General features: G+C 66.5%; 22 protein-coding genes. 13 read left to right on the top strand and 9 right to left on the bottom strand.

Going from position 1 to position 18,462, the window contains the following annotated elements; all coding sequences use genetic code 11:
- Window positions 1–81: 81 nt before the first annotated feature.
- The 4 genes from HF684_RS07365 to HF684_RS07350 are packed head-to-tail and all read right to left on the bottom strand — an operon-like array spanning window position 82 to window position 3,162.
- A complete protein-coding gene (locus HF684_RS07365) occupies window positions 82–1,071 on the bottom strand; it encodes a zinc-binding dehydrogenase (protein WP_169251969.1) in 990 nt (329 codons plus the stop codon).
- Between the two features lie 15 nt (window positions 1,072–1,086).
- Window positions 1,087–1,755, bottom strand: a complete 669-nt coding sequence (locus HF684_RS07360; protein WP_169251968.1) for an NAD(P)H-binding protein — start codon at window positions 1,753–1,755, stop codon at window positions 1,087–1,089.
- Window positions 1,756–1,801: 46 nt separating this feature from the next.
- Complete coding sequence (locus tag HF684_RS07355; RefSeq protein ID WP_169251967.1) at window positions 1,802–2,593, bottom strand: carboxymuconolactone decarboxylase family protein; 792 nt, start codon at window positions 2,591–2,593, stop codon at window positions 1,802–1,804.
- Window positions 2,594–2,610: 17 nt separating this feature from the next.
- Complete coding sequence (locus HF684_RS07350) at window positions 2,611–3,162, bottom strand: cupin domain-containing protein (protein WP_169251966.1); 552 nt, start codon at window positions 3,160–3,162, stop codon at window positions 2,611–2,613.
- A gap of 135 nt (window positions 3,163–3,297) precedes the next feature.
- Here HF684_RS07350 and HF684_RS07345 point away from each other — a divergent pair, with 135 nt between their 5' ends.
- The 7 genes from HF684_RS07345 to HF684_RS07315 all read left to right on the top strand — a co-directional run bounded on the left by HF684_RS07345 (window position 3,298) and on the right by HF684_RS07315 (window position 8,095).
- A complete protein-coding gene (locus tag HF684_RS07345) occupies window positions 3,298–3,882 on the top strand; it encodes a hypothetical protein (protein WP_169251965.1) in 585 nt (194 codons plus the stop codon).
- A 143-nt stretch (window positions 3,883–4,025) separates the two neighbouring features.
- Window positions 4,026–4,364, top strand: coding sequence for a carboxymuconolactone decarboxylase family protein (locus HF684_RS07340; RefSeq protein ID WP_169251964.1), 339 nt, complete (start codon window positions 4,026–4,028; stop codon window positions 4,362–4,364).
- A gap of 46 nt (window positions 4,365–4,410) precedes the next feature.
- Window positions 4,411–5,433, top strand: coding sequence for a zinc-dependent alcohol dehydrogenase family protein (locus HF684_RS07335; protein ID WP_169251963.1), 1,023 nt, complete (start codon window positions 4,411–4,413; stop codon window positions 5,431–5,433).
- A 55-nt stretch (window positions 5,434–5,488) separates the two neighbouring features.
- Window positions 5,489–6,751 (top strand): MFS transporter, encoded by a 1,263-nt coding sequence (locus tag HF684_RS07330; protein ID WP_169251962.1) that lies wholly within the window; start codon window positions 5,489–5,491, stop codon window positions 6,749–6,751.
- Window positions 6,748–7,113, top strand: coding sequence for a cyclophilin-like fold protein (locus tag HF684_RS07325; protein ID WP_211168089.1), 366 nt, complete (start codon window positions 6,748–6,750; stop codon window positions 7,111–7,113). The genes HF684_RS07330 and HF684_RS07325 overlap by 4 nt, the downstream gene beginning before the upstream one ends.
- Window positions 7,110–7,328: a hypothetical protein gene (locus HF684_RS07320; protein ID WP_169251961.1), complete on the top strand. Its 219-nt coding sequence runs from the start codon at window positions 7,110–7,112 to the stop codon at window positions 7,326–7,328. Before HF684_RS07325 ends, HF684_RS07320 begins: the two co-directional genes overlap by 4 nt.
- Window positions 7,325–8,095: a glucose 1-dehydrogenase gene (locus HF684_RS07315; protein ID WP_169251960.1), complete on the top strand. Its 771-nt coding sequence runs from the start codon at window positions 7,325–7,327 to the stop codon at window positions 8,093–8,095. The genes HF684_RS07320 and HF684_RS07315 overlap by 4 nt, the downstream gene beginning before the upstream one ends.
- A gap of 358 nt (window positions 8,096–8,453) precedes the next feature.
- Here the strand turns inward: HF684_RS07315 and HF684_RS07310 are convergent, their stop codons facing one another.
- Genes HF684_RS07310 through ychF form a run of 3 tightly spaced genes read right to left on the bottom strand, consistent with a single transcriptional unit; the run spans window position 8,454 to window position 10,149 of the window.
- Window positions 8,454–8,774, bottom strand: a complete 321-nt coding sequence (locus HF684_RS07310) for a HigA family addiction module antitoxin (RefSeq protein ID WP_169251959.1) — start codon at window positions 8,772–8,774, stop codon at window positions 8,454–8,456.
- Window positions 8,749–9,030: a type II toxin-antitoxin system RelE/ParE family toxin gene (locus HF684_RS07305; protein ID WP_169251958.1), complete on the bottom strand. Its 282-nt coding sequence runs from the start codon at window positions 9,028–9,030 to the stop codon at window positions 8,749–8,751. The genes HF684_RS07310 and HF684_RS07305 overlap by 26 nt, the downstream gene beginning before the upstream one ends.
- Before the next feature lie 33 nt (window positions 9,031–9,063).
- Window positions 9,064–10,149, bottom strand: coding sequence for a redox-regulated ATPase YchF (gene ychF, locus HF684_RS07300; protein WP_169251957.1), 1,086 nt, complete (start codon window positions 10,147–10,149; stop codon window positions 9,064–9,066).
- A gap of 72 nt (window positions 10,150–10,221) precedes the next feature.
- Here ychF and HF684_RS07295 point away from each other — a divergent pair, with 72 nt between their 5' ends.
- Window positions 10,222–11,418 carry a DNA recombination protein RmuC gene (locus HF684_RS07295; RefSeq protein ID WP_169251956.1) on the top strand — a complete coding sequence of 399 codons (1,197 nt, stop codon included), beginning with the start codon at window positions 10,222–10,224 and terminating at the stop codon, window positions 11,416–11,418.
- A gap of 72 nt (window positions 11,419–11,490) precedes the next feature.
- On the opposite strand, the gene HF684_RS07290 is transcribed toward HF684_RS07295, so the two are convergent.
- Window positions 11,491–12,507 carry a 4-hydroxy-3-methylbut-2-enyl diphosphate reductase gene (locus HF684_RS07290; RefSeq protein ID WP_169251955.1) on the bottom strand — a complete coding sequence of 339 codons (1,017 nt, stop codon included), beginning with the start codon at window positions 12,505–12,507 and terminating at the stop codon, window positions 11,491–11,493.
- A gap of 91 nt (window positions 12,508–12,598) precedes the next feature.
- Here HF684_RS07290 and xseA point away from each other — a divergent pair, with 91 nt between their 5' ends.
- Window positions 12,599–13,906, top strand: coding sequence for an exodeoxyribonuclease VII large subunit (gene xseA, locus HF684_RS07285; RefSeq protein ID WP_169251954.1), 1,308 nt, complete (start codon window positions 12,599–12,601; stop codon window positions 13,904–13,906).
- A 52-nt stretch (window positions 13,907–13,958) separates the two neighbouring features.
- On the top strand, window positions 13,959–14,198 hold the full coding sequence (locus HF684_RS07280; RefSeq protein ID WP_169251953.1) for an exodeoxyribonuclease VII small subunit: 240 nt from the start codon (window positions 13,959–13,961) through the stop codon (window positions 14,196–14,198).
- A 19-nt stretch (window positions 14,199–14,217) separates the two neighbouring features.
- Here HF684_RS07280 and HF684_RS07275 read toward each other — a convergent pair whose 3' ends face one another.
- Complete coding sequence (locus tag HF684_RS07275; protein WP_248279165.1) at window positions 14,218–14,787, bottom strand: DUF4245 domain-containing protein; 570 nt, start codon at window positions 14,785–14,787, stop codon at window positions 14,218–14,220.
- Window positions 14,788–14,985: 198 nt separating this feature from the next.
- Here HF684_RS07275 and glpX point away from each other — a divergent pair, with 198 nt between their 5' ends.
- From glpX to HF684_RS07260, 3 genes are all read left to right on the top strand, one after another.
- On the top strand, window positions 14,986–16,110 hold the full coding sequence (glpX, locus tag HF684_RS07270) for a class II fructose-bisphosphatase (protein ID WP_211168088.1): 1,125 nt from the start codon (window positions 14,986–14,988) through the stop codon (window positions 16,108–16,110).
- A 60-nt stretch (window positions 16,111–16,170) separates the two neighbouring features.
- A complete protein-coding gene (locus tag HF684_RS07265) occupies window positions 16,171–16,797 on the top strand; it encodes a carbonic anhydrase (RefSeq protein WP_169251950.1) in 627 nt (208 codons plus the stop codon).
- A gap of 91 nt (window positions 16,798–16,888) precedes the next feature.
- Complete coding sequence (locus HF684_RS07260; RefSeq protein WP_025778098.1) at window positions 16,889–18,292, top strand: class II fumarate hydratase; 1,404 nt, start codon at window positions 16,889–16,891, stop codon at window positions 18,290–18,292.
- The last annotated feature ends 170 nt before the right edge of the window (window positions 18,293–18,462 follow it).

Here is an 18,462-nt window from a genome sequence, read left to right as displayed (position 1 = left end):
TCCACGCTAGGCCGGTTCCCGCGCCGGTGGCAGACCCTGCTGGTACCACCCCTGACTCAGGCTCCCCGACGAGGGCCGGGATCAGTCGTCTATGGCGACGACGACCTTCCCGGCCGCCTGGCCCGAGCGCAGGCGACCCACGATCTCGTCGGGGCGACTCAGCGGCAGTGTGATGTCGATGACCGGGCGGATCAGCCCTCGTTCGACGGCGGGGATCATCTCGGGCAGGAGGCCGGCGATGATGCCCACGGTCTCCCAGTCGCGGCTGAAGCCGAAGGAGACGCCGTGGACGTTCAGGTGCCGGTAGGACAGGGCATCGATATCGATGGTAGACGCCGGACCGGCGAGCCGGCCGATATTGACGACGTGACCGTCGTGGGCAGTGGCGGGCAGGGTCTCGGCAAAGACCTGTCCGGCGATGTGGTCGAGGACGACGTCGACACCCTGGCCGTCGGTGGCGGCAAGCACCGCCACGGACAGGTCCTGCTCGCTCGTCACGATGACCTCGTCCACGCCGACCGAGGCCAGCAGCTTTCGCTTATCCGGACTGCGGGTCGTGCCGATCACCCGAGAGGCACCCAGGGTCTTGGCGACCTGGACGCCGATGAGGCCGATGCCGGTCGACGCCCCGGTGATCAGCACGCTCTGGCCGGCCGCGAACCCGGAGACCGCGAGCCCACCGTGCTCGGTCAGCAGCCCCGTTGGCAGGGCCGCTGCGATCTCAGACGCGAGCGAAGCGGGTCGGGGCATGACGAACCGGTGATCGGCGACGACGTACTCGGCGAAGGAAGAAGGGATCGACCCCATCACCGGGACGCCGACCCTCCAGCCGCTGGCCTCGTCGCCGACGCCGGCGATCTCGCCGGCGTACTCGAACCCAGCGACGAATTCCTCCCCATGCCCGCCCGCCGTGGGATCAGCCTCGGCGAGCATCGGCAGGTCGGCGTTGTTGACCGCCGCAGCACGGTTGCGGATCAGAACCTGCCCGGAACCGGGCTCGGGGATCGGGATCCGGTCGAGGACCCAGTCGGGTCCCCGTCCGGCGATCAGTGCGCGCATCGTGTCAGTCATCGAAGTCATCCCTTCCTACAGGCGGGCGACGGCGTCGACCGCGTCGGTGATCGGGGCGGTGCCATCGGTCAGTTCCACGACCTGCCGTGACACCCCGGGCCTGTGGACGATCTCGGCCAGGACGGCGGCGAGGTCGGCCCGGGACACGTCCCCATAGGCGATCGCCGGGCCCAGCGCGATGCGCCCGGTCCGCGCCCCGGTCGTGAGGGTGCCAGGGCGGACGATGACCCAATCGAGGCCCGTGGCCGCGAGGGCGACGTCGGCGTCCTTCTTGATGCCCATGTACTCCTCGAACGCGGCCGGCATGCCCTGACCGCGCCAGGCGTCGGGGAACGCCGAGACCAGCAGGAACCGGTCGACACCAGCCGCCTGGGCCGCCCTGGCAGCGAAGGCGACCCCGTCGCCGTCGACGACCCGGGCGACGTCGATGGGCGCACTGCTGGCCCCGGCCGCGTACACGAGGGCGTCCGCACCCCGTGCCACTTCTGCGAGCCGGTCCGGCACTCCGGACCGGACCTCGTCGGCCACGTCGAGCAGCACCGGCTCCGCGCCGACGGCGCGAAGCTGCTCGGCCTGCTCGGGGCGGCGGTGAATGGCGGCGACGACGTCGCCACGGGCGATCAGCTCGCCGACGAGGCGGGTGCCGACCCCGCCGGCGGCTCCGATCACGACGATCCGCGACATGATGCTTCCCTTCGTTCGGGTACGGGTCTCGCGGGTGCCGGGTGGGTCATCGGGACTCAAGGGTCTCGGTGACGACGGGCATAGCGGTGAACACCTTGGGCCAGCCGGTGAAGTAGGCCAGGTGCTCCATGAGCGGGTCGACTTCCTCGGCGGTGAGCCCGTTGTCCATCGCCCGGCCCAGGTGGTACGGGATCTGGTCGGCCTGGCTGGTTGCCACCAGAGCGACGACGGTGATCAGGCTGCGGTCGCGCGGCTCGAGGCCGGGCCGCAGCCACAGGTCATCGAAGACGGTCTGATCGGTGGCGTCAACGAGGCGCTGCGAGGTGTCGCCGTGCTGGTCCTGCACGTCGGTCTCCCGCGCGGACTCGGCCTCGGCGTCCTGGTCGAGCAGCTCAGGGTCGGTCTCGGGCAGCTCAGAGGCGTCGATGCCGCGCGACTCGTACACGGCGGCGATCGGGTCGACCGCGGCCACGGCATTGGGCCAGCCAGCGTAGAAGCCGAGGTGGGTGATGGCCTCGGACACTTCGGCAGGCCCCGCGCCGTCGTCGAGGGCCTTGTCGACGTAGAACCCGAGGTCGTCGGTGCTCCCGCTGGCCACATGGACGGCGATGGTGACCAGTCCGCGGTCGCGGGCAGAGAGACTCTCGTCGTCCCACAGGGCTTGCACCTGCTCGGCGTCATACTGCTCCAGTGCCGGGGCCACGGATCCGACGCGGTCGGTGCGGGCGGTCGGGTCGGCGTCTTCGGTTGGTTGGCCGGTGCATCCAGCCAGCAGTGCGGCACCGGCGGCCAGGGCGGCGGTCGAGAGCACGAGGCGTCGGGGGTGTCGGTGCGTCATCGTCGATCTCCTCCGGGTCATGCCTGGTCGAGGTACTGCTCGTCGGTCACGTGCTCCATCCATTCGGCGTTGTTCCCGTCGATGGTGTCCTGGACGGCAATGTGGGTCATCGCCTCCCCGTCAGTCGCGCCGTGCCAGTGTTTGACGCCGGGCGCGAACCACACGACGTCGCCGGCGGAGACCGTGATGCGGTTCTCTCCTTCCTCCTGGATCCAGCCGGTGCCGTCGGTGACGATCAGTCGCTGGCCAGCGGGATGAGAATGCCAAGCAGTGCGCGCACCGGTTTGAAACGTCACCTGTCCGGCACCGCCGGTCGAGGCGTCGTTCGGGTCATACAGTGGTTGGATCTCGACGTCGCCGGTGAAGGTCTCCGGGTCGCCGTCGGTGGGCTCTCGTTCCGCGGTGGAGGACACGGCGATGCCCGGCCCATCGGATGCGGGTGAAGCGGTGGTCTCGGTCGTCTCCGGCGCGGGGTCGGACTCGTCCTGAGTCGAGCAGCCGGTCAGCAGCGCGCCGGCCAGGGTCGCGGCGGCCAGGCCAGGGACGGTCCTGCGGGTGGTCGTCGTCATGATGGCTCCCATGTGGGGGTCGGATGCAGTGGTCCATCCAGATCACCAGAAGCCCGGCAGTTCTGGCAGACCCTGCGGTACGGGGGTACTGGCAGGGACTGGCACGCGGCTCAATATCGGTCTTGACTCGAGACCATGACTACCCAGCGGACCAGCAGACGCGCCGACGGGGCGCGGCCCGTGAGGCTGCGCTCCGGGCTCCGGGCCGCACTCGACGCGGTCACCGACGCCCCTGCGGCCGTGCTCACCGACCGGCTGGACGTGGTCGCGGTCAACGGGCTCGGCCGCGCCCTGCTAGCGCCCGTACTGGCCGATGACTGGCCGAACATGGCCCGGTTCCTGTTCCTCGACGAGGACGCCTCGACAGCGTTCTACCCCGACTGGGACCGCGTCGCCGACGAGCAGGTGCACCGTCTGCGCACCGCCGCAGCGAGGGACCCGCACGATCGTGCGCTGCACCGACTCATCGGGCAGCTGTCGACGACCAGCGGACCATTCCGCTCCCGCTGGTCGGCCAAGAGACACCGCGGATGCTGCCCGCCCCGAGTGGTCATCGACCACCCCGTCGTCGGACGACTGGACCTGACACGCGAGGAACTCACCCCAACGGTGGACACGGCGCTGACGCTGCAGATCGCCACCGCCGAGGCGGCCACGGCCTCGGCCGAACGACTGGGGATCCTCGCCAGCTGGGCTCTGGAGGCCCCCGGCCGAGTCTGACCGCGTCATGCCCAATCACCGAAACCGGCGGCTAGCGTGCCTGTCCCTGGCAGTACCCCCTCACGACCGGGCCTGGCACCCACGCGAGGCCGCGGGTTGTATTGAAGACGAACGAAGAACCGACCACGAGAAAAGGATCGATCATGAGCGACGAGCAGCAGAACACCGGCTGGACCGGCGGGAAGAACGCCTTCGGCGACTTCGCGTCCGGAATGGTCCACTACACCGACAAGGTCCTCTTTGACGAGGTCTGGGAGCGCGAGGGCCTATCCAAGCGTGATCGCAGCCTCGTGACGATCTCCGCGCTCACCGCGCTGGGGAAGATGGACCAGCTGCAGTTCCACCTCGCCTACGCCCGGCAGAACGGTGTCACCGACGACGAGCTCAAAGAAGCCCTCCTCCAGCTGGCGTTCTACGCCGGCTGGCCCAACGGCATGGGTGCAACCACCGTGCTGAAGAACATCGTCGAGAACGACAACTGACCCAAAGACACCAGCAGCAGTCACTGCAGCAAGGAGAAGAACCACCATGCGAGGAGTCGTCCTCCACTCACCCGGCGACGTCCGAGTCGAACACCGCGAGGATCCACAGATCGTCCACCCCACCGACGCGGTCATCCGCGTCACCGCCGCCTGCGTGTGCGGCTCGGACCTGTGGGACTACCGCGGCATCAACCCCGTGGACCAGCCCACCCCCATGGGGCATGAGTACATCGGCATCGTCGAACAGATCGGCGACCAGGTGACGAGCCTGACACCAGGCGACTTCGTCGTCGGGTCATTCTGGGCCTCCGACAACACCTGCGAGATCTGCCGAGCCGGCTACCAGCCCGGCTGCCCGCACGCAGAATACGTCGGACTCGGCGGAGCCCAAGCAGAGCGCCTGCGCGTCCCGCAGGCCGACGGCACCCTTGTCGCCACCCCAGGCGAGCCCGATCCGGACCTCGTGCCTTCCCTGCTGGCGGCCTCCGACGTCCTCGGCACCGGTTGGTTCGGAGCCTCGGCCGCCGAGGCCGGACCCGGCAAGACCATCGCCGTGGTCGGCGACGGCGCAGTCGGCCTCTCGGCAGTGCTCGCGGCCGGCCAGCTCGGCGCGGACCGCGTCATCGCCATGTCCCGCCACGCCGACCGGCAGGCCCTGGCCCGCGAGTTCGGCGCGACCGACATCGTCACCGAGCGCGGCGACGAAGGCATCGCGAAGATCAAGGAACTCACGAACGGCTACGGTGCCCACAGCGTCGTCGAGGCGGTCGGCACCCAGGAGGCGATGATGCAGGCGCTCGGATCCGTGCGCCCCGGCGGTCACGTCGGATACGTCGGCGTCCCCCACGGGATCGCGATCCCCGGCGAGCCGCTGTTCTTCACGCTCAGCCACCTCCACGGCGGCCCCGCACCCGTCCGCGCATTGCTGCCCGACCTCATCGACCGGATCTGGGACCGGCGGATCGACCCGGGCCGCGTATTCGACCTCGACCTGCCCCTGGACGAGGCCGCCGAAGCCTACCGGGCCATGGACGAGCGGCGCGCCACCAAGGCGCTCCTGCGCCCCTGAGACAAGCCCAACCACCACCGACGAGACGACCACGACCGACGGGAAAGACCAGGAGATGAGCGAGCCGACCACCAGCGCACCCGATTCCCCGCAGCGGCCCCTGCCGCGCAGGCGACTCGGGTTCGCCGCCGCCGCGGCCTCGCTGGTGGTCGTCTTCGCGGCCTCCGGGGCGCCGATTCCGCTCTACGAGCGCTACCGCTCCGCCGACGGACTGACCACCGGGGACCTGTCGATTGCGGCCGTGACCTACTTCGCCGCCGTCATGGTCGCCCTCGTCGTCCTCGGACGACTCTCCGACCATATCGGGCGCAAGGCCGTGGCGATGTCCGCGGTCGTCCTCGCCACCGCCGGGTCCCTGGCGCTGCTCGACGTCACCGGTCTCGGCGTGCTCATGGCCGGTCGTGCCTTCCAGGGGCTGGCATGCGGGCTCGGCTCCTCGGCAATAGCTGCCTATATCGTCGACCTCGCTCCCGAGAAGCCGAAATGGCTCAGCGCGACCGTCGTCGCCGGCGCCCCGCTGGTCGGCCTGACGATCGGCGCGGTCGGTGCCGGTGTGCTGGCCGAGTACGGGCCTGCGCCCGAGCAGACCCCCTACATCGCCGTAACCGTCCCGCTCGCCGCGTGCGCCTTCCTCCTGCTGCTCAGCCCCGACCCGACGACCCGCCGCGACGGCGCACTGCGATCGCTGCGGCCAAACGTGCACCTGCCGCAGACGATCCGGCCGCTGCTGCCCGCGGCGATCGCCGTATTCGTCGGCACCTGGGCGCTCGGCGGCTTCTACCAGGCCTTCAGCCCCACCATCTCCGCGCAGAGCCTGGGCACCACCAACACCCTCGTCGCCGGGATCGTCTTCGCCTCCTTCATGGCCCCCTACGCCTTCGGGGGGCCGCTCACCGGACGGCTGACCCCGGTGACCGCGCAGCGACTGGGCATCACCATCTTCGCCCTGGCCGTGGTCGGCGTCGTCATCGGACTGCGCACCGGGACCATCGCCGTTGTCATTCTGTGCGGCATCGGGGCCGGAGCCGCCCAGGGTGCGGCATTCACCGGCTCCATGCGCGGGCTTCTGCCCCGCGCCAGCGCCGCAGACAGGGCCGGGCTCATGTCCACCGTCTACCTCTTCTCCTACGGCGGAGCCGCCCTTCCCAGCCTCATCTCCGGACGGCTCACCGCCGCCGGTATGACTCTGCAGACCATCTCGCTGGGCTACGCCGCCCTCGCCGTTCTGGCAGCCCTCGTCGTCCTCCTCGCCTCCGGCCGGGGCCACACACTGGCCGCCACCCCCAGCACGAACCAGCCCACGACCACGACAGGATGATCGAATCCATGTACATCCGCATCGCCACAAGCGACACGACCTTGAGCGCAACGCTCGACGACACCGCGGCCGGCCGCGACCTCGCAGCCATGCTGCCCCTGACCCTGACACTGTCCGACTTCCACGCCACCGAGAAGATCGCCGACCTGCCCGGACGGCTGAGCACCGACGGTTCCCCCAGCGCGGCAGCGGCCAGGGCCGGGGACATCGCCTACTACGCGCCCTGGGGCAACCTCGCGATCTTCTACCGCGACTTCCCACGATCTGCCGGGCTCGTGATCCTCGGCCGCATCGACGAATCGTTCGCCGCGCTCACTCGCGCCGACGGCGAGCAGACCGTGACCATCGAGGCGGCCCCGTGACCCGCACGACCAACGCCGAAACCGACCCGACGCGGCTGACGACCCTCGCCGCCTCGGTGGTCGCGCTGACCCTCGGCCTCGAGGACTTCGACGCCAGCGAGAAGACCGCCGACCTCCCCCGCGACCTCGCCGAATTCGAAGGACAGCAGACTGCCGTCGATGCCGTGGACAGAGTCACGAACCACGTCGACAACGAAGAAGGAGAATCACCATGACCGAACTCACCTATGACTTCACCGGCAAGACCGCCTTCGTCACCGGCGGCAGTGCCGGAATGGGCGAGGCCACCGTCCGCGCCTTCGCCGAGGCCGACGCGAACGTTGCCATCATCGACCGCGACGCCGATGCCGCCCAACGCCTGGCCGACGAGCTCGCTGCCAAGGGCCGGAAGACCGTCGCGATCACCTGCGACGTCACCGACGAGGACCAGGTCGCCGCTGCCGTCCGCCAGACCATCGCGGAATTCGGCAGCCTGGACATGGCGTTCAACAACGCAGGGATCATGCTTCCCCCGGTAGACTCCGCCGACGAAGCCAAGGAGGCCTTCGACCAGATCGTCGGCGTGAACCTCAAGGGCGTGTGGGCCTCGATGAAGCACGAGCTGAAGCAGATGCGTCAGCAGGGCTCCGGGTCGATCGTCAACTGCTCCTCCCTCGGCGGCCTGGTCGGCGGCGACGGCCGCACCACCTACCACGCCACCAAGCACGGCGTCATCGGCGCGACCAAGTCCGTGGCCCTGCAATACGGGAAGCACGGCGTGCGCTGCAACGCCGTCTGCCCGGGCACCATTGAGACCCCGATGGTCGCCCGGATGGCCGCTGGAGGAGAACTCGATGTCGAAGCCGCCGCTGCAGGAGTGGCGCTCGGCCGTCTCGGCAAGCCCGAGGAGATCGCCGCTGCAGTGCTGTGGCTGTGCTCTGACGCTGCCAGCTACGTCACAGGAGCGGCGCTGCCCGTCGATGCCGGCCACACCGCGCAGTAGGCGTGGGAGGTTCTATGACGGACACGCCGGGATCCCTCATATGGGCCTGACGTTCGACGCTCTTGGATGAAGTTGTCCTAGGGATGCCGGACTTCGACCGAGGTTCCGGCACGTACGGCCATCTGAACAGGCCCGGATGGCGCTGCAGCGATGCTCAGAGCATCACCACTGGCGCTCTCAGCACTTCCGGCCTGTCCGCGACGCCCGGATCATCGCGATGCGGGTCGAAGGAACCACGACTCAAGCACCCGCTTTGTCTCGGGTGTGCATGACGTTTCCATGACATGCTCCGCCAAAGGCTCGCCCGCTTCAACCCCGCCGGCTTGTGCCTCAACTCGGAATGCCTCAGGCGGCACGATCACGCGACCTCGAGAGGCGTGATCGTCGCGATCTGGTCGCGTAGCACTCGCCGCTCGATCCGCAGTTCGTAGTGAGACTGCAGGTTCATCCAGAATTCCTCGGACGTCCCGAAGAAGCGAGCCAGACGGATCGCCGTGTCAGCGGTGATCCCCCGCTTGCCGTGCACGATCTCGTTGATGCGCCGCGGCGGCACCCCGATGGACACGGCCAGCTTGTTCTGCGTGATCTCGAAGCCCTCGATGAAGTCCTCCATCAGGATCTCTCCCGGATGGATCGGCTCGATCAGGTCGGCCTCAGTGGTAGTCGACGAGTTCGACATCGTCCGCGCCTCCTTCTCTCCAGACGAAGCAGAGACGCCATTGCGCGTTCACGCAAATTCTGTGCTGTCCACGACAGTCGCCGACGAGCCGCTCCAGACGGCTCCCCGGCGGGACCCGAAGGTCCTCGACATCCTTCGCCGCATGAATCAACTCGAGCTTCCGCAGCGTTGCCCGCTGCAGGGTGCGATCAACGCGCTTGACGTAGTGCTCATGCCAGATGCGCTCGGTGTCCTTGCTCCCGAACGATCTGATCACGAGACCAGTGCATGACGGGCACCGTCATTAACGCTAGACGTTAAACCGGAACTCCACGACATCGCCGTCGACCATGACGTAGTCCTTGCCTTCCATCCGCACCTTGCCGGCGGACTTCGCGGCAGCCATCGAACCGTTCGCATCGAGATCATCGAAAGACACGATCTCGGCCTTGATGAAGCCCTTCTGGAAGTCGGTATGGATGACGCCGGCCGCCTCGGGGGCGGTGGCACCCTTCGGAATCGTCCACGCACGGGATTCCTTGGGCCCGGCAGTCAGGTAGGTCTGCAGACCGAGGGTGTCGAAGCCGACGCGGGCGAGCTGATCGAGCCCCGCTTCATCCTGGCCGGTCGACTCGAGCATCTCCCGAGCCTCTTCTGCGTCGAGCTCGGCGAGTTCGGATTCGAACTTCGCGTCGAGGAAGATCGCCTCGACGGGAGCCACGAGGGCCCGCATCTCGTTCTTCCTGTCCTCATCGGCGAGCACCTCGTCGTCGACGTTGAACACGTAGAGGAAGGGCTTGACCGTCATCAGCTGCAGCTCACGCAGAGCGCTGACATCGAACTTGTCGGCCTGCATCGCCTGGTAGAGCGTCCGCCCGCCTTCGAGGATCTCGGTGGCGGCGTCGATCGCGGTCAGCTGCTCAGCAGGAGCGCGCTTGCCCTTGACCTCCTTCTCGATCCTGGGCCGTGCCTTCTCCAATGTCTGGAGGTCAGCGAGGATGAGCTCGGTGTTGATCGTATCGATGTCATCGGCCGGGCTGATCTTGCCGTCGACGTGGACGACATCGTCGTCGACGAATCCGCGGATCACCTGGCAGATGGCATCGGCTTCACGGATGTTGGCGAGGAATTGGTTGCCCAGGCCCTCGCCCTCAGAGGCACCACGCACGATTCCGGCGATGTCGACGAAGTCGACGGTGGCATTGAGGATGCGTTCGGAGGAGAAGATCTCCGCCAACCTGCTCAGCCGGGCGTCCGGCAGAGGGACCACGCCCACGTTCGGTTCGATCGTCGCAAACGGGTAGTTCGCCGCGAGAACTTGGTTCTTGGTCAGTGCGTTAAACATGGTCGACTTGCCGACATTGGGCAGTCCCACGATTCCGATAGTCAAAGCCACGGTATCCAAGTCTAGCCCTCGCCGAGGTGGTCCTCGAATTCTCGTGTCAGTGCCCTCTGTCACCCTGGGACCATGAATGCTTTCCCCGCTGCCGCAGTCATCATCGCCGTCATCGTGGCGATCGTCTTCGCCGCCGCGCTCGGATTCCTCCTCGGGCGCAGTCTCACACGGTCTCGCTATCTCGAGAGACTCACCCGCGCAGAAACCACGTCACACATCCTGTCCCAACGCACGGAAGACCTCGAGGCCGATGCGCAGATGGCCGGTGAGATCACCGCGGCCATCGGACCCTTGGCGGCAAGCGTGAAGAACCTGCAGGAGAATCTGCACGCCCAGGACCGCACACAGATCGAACAGATCACCCGACTGAATTCCCAGATCGGGCACCTCAGCCAACAGAACCTCCGCCTCCAGGAATCCACCGGGTCACTGGCCAACGCGTTGAACTCAACCACGCACCGCGGAGACTGGGGCGAGGTCCAACTCAAACGCATCGTCGAATACGCCGGCCTCCTCCCCCACGTCGACTTCGACACCCAGGTCAGCGCCGAACGCGATGGCAAGCGCCACCGACCCGATATGGTCGTCCACCTGCCCGGCGGCGGCACGATCGTCATCGATGCGAAGACCCCGCTGTCGGCACGAATGAACGAGGACTCCGCCGAGGCGCCCGACTCTGGCACAGACAGTCACGATCATGCCCGCGCGCTGCTGCGCCATGTCGATGCTCTGGCATCGAAAGAATATTGGAAGGCATTCGAGGCCTCCCCCGACTTCGTCGTCTGCTTCGTGCCCACCGACGGCCTGCTCTCCGCGGCCGCGGCAAGCTACCCGAAGATGATCGATCATGCACTGGGCAAGAACGTCGTCCTCGCCTCACCGGCGACTCTGCTGGTGCTGTTGAAGACCGTGGCGCTCAACTGGCGGCAGGCGGACATGTCCTCTTCGGCTGCCGAGGTGCTGCGGCTGGGCACGGAACTCTACGAACGCATCGGCACTCTGGTGACCCATGTGTCACGGATGGGAGCCAGCCTGGACCGGTCGGTCGAGGACTACAACCGGTTCGTCTCGTCCTTGGAGTCCCGGTTCCTCGTCACCGCCAGAAAGTTCCCGTCGACCGGGATCGTCGCCGACGAACTCGATGCCGTGGCCGAACTCGATACTCGCACTCGGGGCATCAGCGCCGAGGAACTCAGTCGTCCGCGGGCCATGGACTTCGACGATCGCGGTCCGACTCATCTGCGTGATCGTCAGACGGGGACGAACTGAAAATCGACAGCGATTGTCGACTCCGTTGAGTCGTGGGACTCCCCGTCGCGCCGCGCAGCGGAATTGCTCAGCTCACCCGAGCTTGCGCAGTTCCTTCGGCAGCGAGAAGATGAGGTCCTCTTCGGCGGTGACGACTTCTTCGACCGTGTCGAAACCGTAGTCGGCCAGCAGCTGCAGCACGTCTTGGACGAGGTTCTCGGGAACGCTCGCCCCAGAGGTGACACCGACAGTGGCGACATCGTGGAACCAGGTCTCGTCGATCTCACGAGCAAAATCGACACGGTGAGCCGTCTTCGCTCCGTGTTCGAGGGCGACCTCGACGAGGCGGACGGAATTCGAGGAGTTCGCCGAGCCGACGACGATGACCAGATCGGCGTCGGGGCCGATCTTCTTCACTGCAACCTGTCTGTTCTGCGTGGCGTAGCAGATGTCATCACTGGGTGGATTCTGCAGGTGCGGAAAGCGCTCACGCAGGATCTCAACGGTCTCCATGGTCTCGTCCACGCTCAATGTCGTCTGGGAGATCCACACCAGCTTCTCGGCATCGGGCGCCTCGATGGTGCGAGCCTCCTCGGGGCTCTGCACCACAGTGATGTGGTCCGGTGCCTCCCCCATGGTTCCTTCGACCTCTTCGTGTCCGGCATGGCCGACGAGGAGGATGCGGAAGCCGTCCCGAGCGAATCGGATGGCTTCTTTGTGAACCTTCGTCACCAGCGGACAGGTCGCGTCGATCGTCGACAGCCCGCGCCCAGCAGCCTCGGTGTGCACGGCCGGTGAGACTCCGTGGGCGGAGAACACGACCCGAGCACCTTCCGGGACCTCCGCGGTGTCATCGACGAAGACGGCCCCGCGTTCGGACAGGGTCTCGACGACGTGGCGGTTGTGCACGATCTCCTTGCGGACGTAAATCGGTGCGCCGTAATGCTCGAGGGCGCGTTCGACAGCGATGACAGCCCGATCGACGCCGGCACAATAGCCGCGCGGCGCAGCCAGCAGCACTCTCTTGTCAGCATTGACCGGAGTGCGGATCTCGCTAGGAGCCAGACGCCGGCGCGGAATGGTCGGGGCAGGTACTGAAACGACACTCACGCATTCAGTCTAAGCCGGAGGCGTCGACGGCGGCCAGGAATGGGCTGTGTCGGTGCCGTTCGTTAGGCTGGGTGTTCGGAAGGGGACCCACATGGCGCAAAGAATCTCCGGCACTCCCGGCACGCTCGGCGAATCCGTCGAGCCGAAGGAGCTCGCCGCCACCGCAGCCGAGACCACGGCGGAGAATCCGTGGCCGCTGAGTCTGCTGTCGTCGAAGATGAAGTCCTATATCGACCGCATGTCGAGCGTGTGGATCGAAGGGCAGGTCGTCGAACTCAACCACCGCGGCAAGGCCAGCTACCTGACCCTCCGAGACACCGATGTCGAGATGTCCCTGCCGGTCCAGATCTGGAAGAACGTCCTCGACCGGACCGGGGCGCCGCTGACAGAGGGCAGCCATGTCGTCGCCAACCTCAAAGCCGACTTCTGGACGAAGACCGGTCGCCTGACGATGCGAGCCAACGACATCCGTGCCGTCGGCCTCGGCGAACTCCTCGCCCGCCTCGAACGGCTGAAGAAGCAGCTGGGCGCCGAGGGACTCTTCGATCCCAACCGGAAGCGTCGCCTGCCGTTCCTGCCGAACCGGATCGGGCTGATCACCGGACGGGATTCGGACGCTCAGAAGGACGTCATCCGCAATGTGCACCTGCGCTGGCCGGCCGCCGAATTCGAAGTCCGCAACTGTGCCGTCCAGGGCCCGGATGCTGTACCGGGAGTGATGAAGAACCTCGCCGAACTCGATGCGGATCCGCAGATCGATGTCATCGTCATCGCCCGCGGCGGCGGGAGCATGGAAGACCTCCTGCCGTTCTCCAACGAAGCACTCGTGCGTGCCGTTTCCGCTGCGCAGACACCGGTGGTCTCGGCGATCGGACACGAAGCCGACCGGCCCATCCTCGACGAGGTCGCTGACATGCGGGCGTCAACGCCCACGGATGCCGCAAAGCGGATCGTTCCGGATGTCGCCGAGGAAGGCATGAATCTGCTGCGAGCCCGAGCCGAGCTCGAAGCCGCCGTCAACCGCATCCTCGACCGCGAACAGGAGATGCTCACCGCCGTGCGATCACGGCCGGTGCTCGCCGAGCCGCAGACGATGATCACCGCGTATGAGAACGAACTGACGATGATCCGCCGCCGCAGTCTGCAGGCAACGAACGGACTGCTCATCCAGGCGCAGAACGAGATCCGGCATCTGCGCTCCCAGGCCCGGTCCCTCTCACCCCTGCGGACGTTGGAGCGCGGCTACGCCGTGGTCCAGACCGACGACGGTCAGGCCGTCCGCAATGCCTCTGAGGTCGTCTCCGGTGACACCGTCCACGTCCGCGTCGCTCAGGGCCGTTTCGATGCGGAGATCACCGAAGTCACTCCGGAAACGGATGATTCGACGACCGAGGATTGACCACAGTTCCGCACTCTGCCCACGTTCCACTCACTCTGCGAAGGAGACACCGATGACCGAACCGACGATTCAAGAAGATCAGCCCGATATCAGCACGCTCAGCTACGAGCAGGCACGCGAGGAACTCGTCATGACCGTCAAGCGCCTGGAGACCGGCAATCTGCCGCTCGAAGAGTCGCTGCGGCTGTGGGAACGCGGCGAAGCACTGGCCGACCGCTGCCAGGCATGGCTCGATGGAGCGCGGGAACGCCTCGACAAGGCCCGTGAGGAGACATCGGACGACGCCGAGTAGAACTCCGGGTCCGCCGGAGTCACTTCAGTTCGGCGGCCACCTGGTCAGCGAAGGTGTTGACGGTGTCCGGTGCGGCAGTGGCGCTCAGGACGACATACATATCGCCCTTGTGCGTGACCCAGTATTCCTTCGCCTCTGCGGTCCGATAGATCTGGAAGTCGGCACCGCCGACAGTCACCTTCTCAGCAGCGACGGACTCATCGGTCTTCCGCTTCGCCCAGTTCTCACTCGCTTCGGCCTGTTCGATGCTCACCCATTGGTCGTCGGGACCGATGAACGACATGTACCACGAGGTGTACTCGGAGTCGCCCACACGATCGAGGCTGGCTTCATTCGAGGTCCATCCGCGCGGGATCTGCGGAACGATGAGGTCGAACTCGGCATTGCCCTGGGACTGCTCGGCGATTCCCTGGTAGTCGACGACGCGCTCGGAGTCGACTTCGGGCTGCGGGGCGAGGAACAGGATCCCGACGGCGACCGCCAGGCAGGCGAGGATCGCGATGACCATATTGACCCAGTTCGAGTTCTTGCGCAGGAAGCGCATCTCTTCCCGGGACCCCGGCAGCATCACTCCGGACTCGTCAGCCATGGACTCTCCCTTAGGACTCGGAGTCGTCTCGTCGACGACCGTTCGAGCACCCGTCTCGTCGGCAGCATTTCGGACATTCACATCGCCATTGTCCTCGGCTCGCGCGCGAAGGGCCAATTCCGGCCCGAGGACGTGACCGCGGCCACAAGGGGACACCGCTGTCGCGACCCCGATCACAGGGGTGGCACAATTGGAAGCATGAGTGACTCCAAAGAGCCTGTTGACGTGAAATCTCACCATGACCGAGGACGAGTTGACGAGGAGACTCCGCCTGTCGCAGTGACCGACTCATGGTCACAGAAGGCTCAGGTCGAGTCAGATGCTCCCGACCGCAACTTGGCTCTGGAGCTCGTCCGAGTCACCGAGGCCGCAGCCATCGCCGCCGCACCCTGGGTCGGCCGCGGCGACAAGAACGCCGCCGACGGGGCAGCCGTGGCCGCGATGCGCAATGTCATCTCCACCGTCCGCATGTCCGGCACCGTCGTCATCGGCGAAGGCGAGAAGGACGAAGCTCCGATGCTCTTCAACGGCGAACAGGTCGGCGACGGCGGCGGCCCGCACTGCGATGTTGCTGTCGACCCGATCGACGGCACTCGCCTGACCGCGTTGGGCATGCCCAACGCGATCTCGGTCATGGCCGTGACCGAAGACGGTGCGATGTATGACCCCTCCGCCGTGTTCTACATGGAGAAGCTCGTCACCGGCCCGGATGCCGCCGATGCCGTCGATCTGCGTCTGCCGATCGCCGAGAACATCCGCCGCGTCGCCAAGGCGAAGGGAACGAAGGATCCCGCCTCGGTGACGGTGATGATCCTCGACCGCCCCCGCCACCAGCAGATGATCGATGAGATCCGCGCCGCCGGAGCTCGCATCCAGCTCATCACCGATGGCGACGTCGCCGGAGCCATCGCCGCCTGCCGTCCCGGTACGGGCGTCGACATGCTCATGGGCATCGGCGGGACCCCGGAAGGCATCATCACCGCCTGCGCCATCAAGGCTCTCGGCGGAGTCATCCAGGGCCGTCTGTGGCCGCAGGACGACACGGAGCGCGAGGCCGCCGCCAAGGCCGGTCTCGATGTCAATCAGGTGCTCAACACCGACGACCTCGTCACCGGTGACAACAGCTACTTCGTCGCCACGGGCATCACCAACGGCGACCTGCTCGACGGAGTGAAGTTCCAAGGCGGACACGTCACCACGCACTCGTTGGTGATGCGATCGAAGTCGGGGACCGTCCGTCAGGTCTTCGCCGAGCACCAGGCCGCGAAGACCCACTCCTACGTGGAGGCCGCAGAAGAAGCCGCACGCCGCGGCCTGGTCTGACCTCCCAACGCACCCGGTCCCGGGCGCGATGCACACAACTCGGAAGCAGGTGCGAAAGCAATGCCCAATCAGGCGTGGAAACGACTCCTCGAGGGAAACCAGCGTTTCGTCGACGATGTCCCTCGGCATCCCAACCAGGACACTGCACGGCGCGAGTCCCTGTCGGACAGCCAGACCCCGTTCGTCACGCTCTTCGGCTGCTCGGACTCCCGCGTCGCCGCTGAGATGATCTTCGATGTCGGCCTCGGTGACATGTTCGTCGTGCGCAATGCCGGACAGGTCATCGACCCGGTCACCTTGGGGTCGCTCGAATACGGCGTCGAAATGCTCGGCACTCCCCTGCTCGTCGTGCTCGGACACGACAGCTGCGGGGCCGTGACTGCGGCCTACAACGCCTACGACTCGGGTGAGACTCCTCCCGGGTTCATCTCCGACGTCGTCGCCCGCATCCTGCCGACGGTGGCCAGGGCCCGCAAGAACGGACGGACCACGATCAACGAGACCGTCGGTCAGAACACCATGGACACCGTCGACAAGATCATGCAGCTGTCGACGATCATCAAGACCGCAGTCGACGACGGCCGACTCATCATCGTCGGACTCACCTACCAGCTCCACGACGGCCACACCACGGTCGTCGCCCAGTACGGAGGCGACGAGGCCGCGGTCTCCACCTACGCTTCTTAAGCGACCGACCGCCTCGGTGGTCACCCATTCAGGCTCTCAACGACCCTGAACTCCGCAATCATTTCCCCGGCACCCAACGGAAAGGACAACAATGACCGAAGAATTCCGCATCGAACACGACACCATGGGTGAGGTCAAAGTCCCCAAAGACGCCCTCTACAGCGCACAGACCCAGCGTGCCGTCGAGAACTTCCCGATCTCGGGCAAGACCCTCGAATCCGCTCACATCGCCGCACTGGCACAGGTGAAGAAGGCCGCAGCCAAGGCCAACGCCGAACTCGGCGTGCTCGACGAAGCTCGTGCCACAGCCATCCAGAACGCCGCCGATCAGGTCATCGCAGGCGAATTCGACGCCCACTTCCCCATCGACGTGTTCCAGACCGGTTCGGGAACCTCGTCGAACATGAACACCAACGAGGTTCTGGCCTCGCTCGCGACGAAGGCGCTCGAAGCCGACGGAATCAACGTCCACCCGAACGACCACGTCAACGCCTCGCAGTCGTCGAACGACGTCTTCCCCACCTCGGTGCACCTGGCCGTGACCAAGGCCCTGGTCAACACCCTCATCCCGGCCATGGACACCCTGGCGACTTCGCTGGAGAAGAAGGCGAACGAGTTCTCCTCCATCGTCAAGTCCGGCCGCACCCACCTCATGGATGCCACTCCGGTGACGCTCGGTCAGGAGTTCGGCGGCTATGCCGCTCAGGTCCGTTACGGAATCGAGCGCATCGAGGCTTCCCTGCCGCGCGTGGCAGAGGTCCCGCAGGGCGGAACCGCTGTGGGCACCGGCATCAACACCCCCGACGGCTTCTCCTCCCGCGTGGTCGAGATCCTCGCCGAGGAGACCGGACTGCCGATCACCGAGGCACGCAACCACTTCGAGGCGCAGGCCAACCGCGATGGACTCATCGAGGCCTCCGGCCAGCTGCGGACCATCGCCTACGGCTACATGAAGATCTGCAACGATCTGCGCTGGATGGGCTCGGGACCGAACACCGGCCTCGGCGAGATCGCCATCCCCGACCTGCAGCCCGGGTCCTCGATCATGCCCGGCAAAGTCAACCCGGTCATCTGTGAGGCCACCATTCAGGTCGCCGCTCAGGTCATCGGCAACGACACCTCCGTGTCGCTGTCGTCGACCAACGGCGCGTTCGAGCTCAACGTCGGCATCCCCGTCATGGCCTCGAACCTGCTCGAGTCGATCCGCCTGCTCGCGAATGCTTCGACCGTTATGGCCGAGAAGATGATCGACGGACTCACCGCCAATGAGGAACGTGCCCGCTTCCTCGCCGAGGCGAGCCCCTCCATCGTCACGCCGCTGAACAAGGTCATCGGCTACGAGGCCGCTGCGAAGATCGCCAAGCATGCCGTGGCCGAGAAGATGACGGTGAAGGAAGCGACGATCGCTCTCGGCTTCGTCGAGAACGGCTCCATCACCGAGGCCGACCTCGACAAGGCCCTCGACGTCACCACGATGATCGGCAGCTACAAGTAAGCCTCCGGTCTGACAGATCGAGACGGCGCCCGGACGGAATCGTCCGGGCGCCGTTTCGTGTCCGCGGCCCATTTCGAGCCCCGTCGACCGCTCACCCCAGCGTCGACCGCCCACTGCAGCGTCGACCGCTCACCGCAGCGTCGACCGCTCACCGCAGCGTCGACCGCTCA

Source organism: Brevibacterium sp. 'Marine' (assembly GCF_012844365.1).
Lineage (GTDB): Bacteria > Actinomycetota > Actinomycetes > Actinomycetales > Brevibacteriaceae > Brevibacterium.
The sequence above is the reverse complement of the archived record's forward strand: the minus strand, read 5'-3'. Positions and strand labels throughout refer to the sequence as shown.